This is a genomic window from Streptomyces atriruber (assembly GCF_001418325.1).
GTDB lineage: Bacteria > Actinomycetota > Actinomycetes > Streptomycetales > Streptomycetaceae > Streptomyces > Streptomyces atriruber.
Map to the genome: position 1 here is coordinate 1 of NZ_LIPN01000444.1, position 2,493 is coordinate 2,493.

General features: G+C 72.4%; 2 protein-coding genes. One reads left to right on the forward strand and one right to left on the reverse strand.

Features of this window, described 5'->3' with window-relative positions; genetic code table 11:
• Window positions 1-52 precede the first annotated feature (52 nt).
• Window positions 53-1,531, forward strand: a complete 1,479-nt coding sequence (locus tag AOK03_RS35330; RefSeq protein ID WP_055569481.1) for a cytochrome P450 — start codon at window positions 53-55, stop codon at window positions 1,529-1,531.
• A gap of 3 nt (window positions 1,532-1,534) precedes the next feature.
• On the opposite strand, the gene AOK03_RS35335 is transcribed toward AOK03_RS35330, so the two are convergent.
• Window positions 1,535-2,479: an RluA family pseudouridine synthase gene (locus tag AOK03_RS35335; RefSeq protein WP_063792651.1), complete on the reverse strand. Its 945-nt coding sequence runs from the start codon at window positions 2,477-2,479 to the stop codon at window positions 1,535-1,537.
• Window positions 2,480-2,493: the final 14 nt, after the last annotated feature.

Sequence of the window (2,493 nt, forward strand, 5' to 3'; positions counted from 1 at the left end):
CCCATATCCAGCCCCCGGTCCCCCCTCTTCAGCGAAACCCGGAGCGACGATCGTGACGACTCCTCCCACTCCCTCCTGGCCCGGCACCGACGACACGGCCGCCGCGCCGCCCGGCTGCCCGGCCCACGGCCTCGGCCCCGGTGGCCTGCGCCGCATCTACGGCCCCGAGGCCGACACCGACCTCGCGGGTCTGTACGAGAAGCTGCGCGCCGAGCACGGCGCCGTCGCGCCCGTGCTGATCCACAACGATGTGCCGATCTGGGCGGTGCTCGGCCACAGCGAGAACCTCCACATGGTCCGCACCCCCTCGCAGTACACCCGCGACTCGCGCAGCTGGCGGGCCGTGCAGGACGGCAGTGCGGGCCTCGACCATCCGCTCGCGCCCGTCTTCACCTGGCAGCCGATGTGCAGTTTCGTCGAGGGCGACGAGCACCAGCGGCTGCGCGGCGCGGTCACCGGAGCCATGTCGGGCATCGACCACCGAGGCATCCGCCGCTACATCAACCGCTATACGAACCACCTGCTCAACGACATCTGCCAGGACGGCAGCGCCGACCTGGTCAGCCAGTTCGCCGAGCACCTGCCGATGATGGTGATGTGCCACGTCCTCGGCATGCCCGAGGAGTACAACGAGCGCATGGTGCAGTCCGCCCGCGACATGATCAAGGGCACCGAGACCGCCATCGCGAGCAACGCGTACGTCATGGAGGTCCTGATGGGGCTGGTGGCGCGGCGCCGCGCCAACCCCGAGGAGGACTTCACCAGCAGCCTCATCGCACACCCCGCGCGGCTCACCGACGACGAGGTCGGCGCCCACCTGCGCCTGGTGCTCATCGCCGCGTACGAGGCCACCGCCAACCTCATCGCGAACGTGGTGCGGATGGTCCTCACCGACCCGCGTTTCCGTGCCCAGCTCAGCGGCGGCCAGATGACGGTCCCCGAGGCGGTCGAGCAGTCCCTGTGGGACGAGCCGCCGTTCAGCGCGATGGTCGGCTACTTCGCGAAGCAGGACACCCAGCTCGGCGGCCAGCAGATCCGCGCGGGCGACGGCCTGATCATGGGCATCGCGCCGGGCAACGTGGATCCGGTCGTCCGGCCCGACCTCGCCGCCAACATGCAGGGCAACCGCTCACACCTCGCGTTCAGCGGCGGACCGCACGAGTGCCCCGGCCAGGACATCGGCCGCGCCATCGCGGACACCGGCGTCGACGCACTCCTGATGCGCCTGCCGGACGTCGAACTGGCCATCGACGAGCGGGATCTGCGGTGGACGTCGTCGATCATGTCGCGCCATCTGGTGGAGCTGCCGGTCAAGTTCGCGCCGCGCCCGCCGCAGGACGTGATGGCCCGGCCCTCGGCACAGCTGCCGACCCCGCGCAGGGACTGGCAGGTGTCGTCCCCGCCGCGCCGCCCGGAGCCCGCGGCCCAGGCCGCGCAGTCGTCGGCGGCGTCCGCCGCGGCCCCGGCGCCCGAGGCGGCCCGGCCCAAGGGTGCGTGGCAGCGCTTCCTCACCTGGTGGCGCGGCTACTGACGGCTACCCCGCCCAGGTGTCGTACGCCTCCCAGGCCTCCAGCGTCCGCCCGCTGGTGAAGCGGTGCGCGACGCCCGTGACCGGGTCCGTGAACTCCAGTACCCGTGCCAGGAGCTGGAGGGGCCGTCGGAAGTCGTCCGGCGGAACGGGTCCGGTCACCACCGGGTAGACCGGGTCGCCGAGGATCGGCAGGCCCAACGCGTTCATGTGGACGCGGAGTTGGTGGGTGCGGCCGGTGTGCGGGGTGAGGCGGTAGCGGCCGAGGCCGGAGCGGTGCTCGACGAGTTCGATGTGGCTCTCGCTGTTCGGCTCGGCGTCCGCCACCTCGTACGCCGCGATGATGCCTCGCTCCTTCACGATGTGGCTGCGCACGGTCCGCGGGAGCGGCACGTCCGGGTCGTACGGCGCCACCGCCTCGTACTCCTTGTGTACCCGGCGGTCCCCGAACAGCGTCTGGTACGCGCCGCGTTCCTCGGGCCGCACGGTGAACAGGAGCAGTCCGGCGGTCAGCCGGTCCAGGCGGTGGGCGGCGCCGAGCGTCGGGATGCCGAGCTCTCTGCGGAGCCGGGCGAGGGCGGTCTGGGTGACGTGGCTGCCGCGCGGCATGGTGGCGAGGAAGTGCGGCTTGTCCACGATGACGATGTGCTCGTCGCGGTGGACGACGTCGAGGGGGAACGGGACCGGAACCTCCGCGGGGAGGTCGCGGTGGAACCACACGGAGGCCCCCGGCAGATAAGGGGTGTCCGGGGTCACCGCTGCGCCGTCCGCGCCGACGATCCTGCCGTCCCGCACCATCGCGTCGATGACGCCGGGCCCGGCCGCGAGCCGCTCCACCAGGTGGTCGCGCACGGTCGGCCACGTCCCGTCGAGCGGCAGTGCGACCCGGACGGGGTCGATCCCGTCGCGCTGGGGGAGCGGGGCGGGCAGCAGGCGGCGCTTGCGTCTCATCAGGGGGTCAGCGT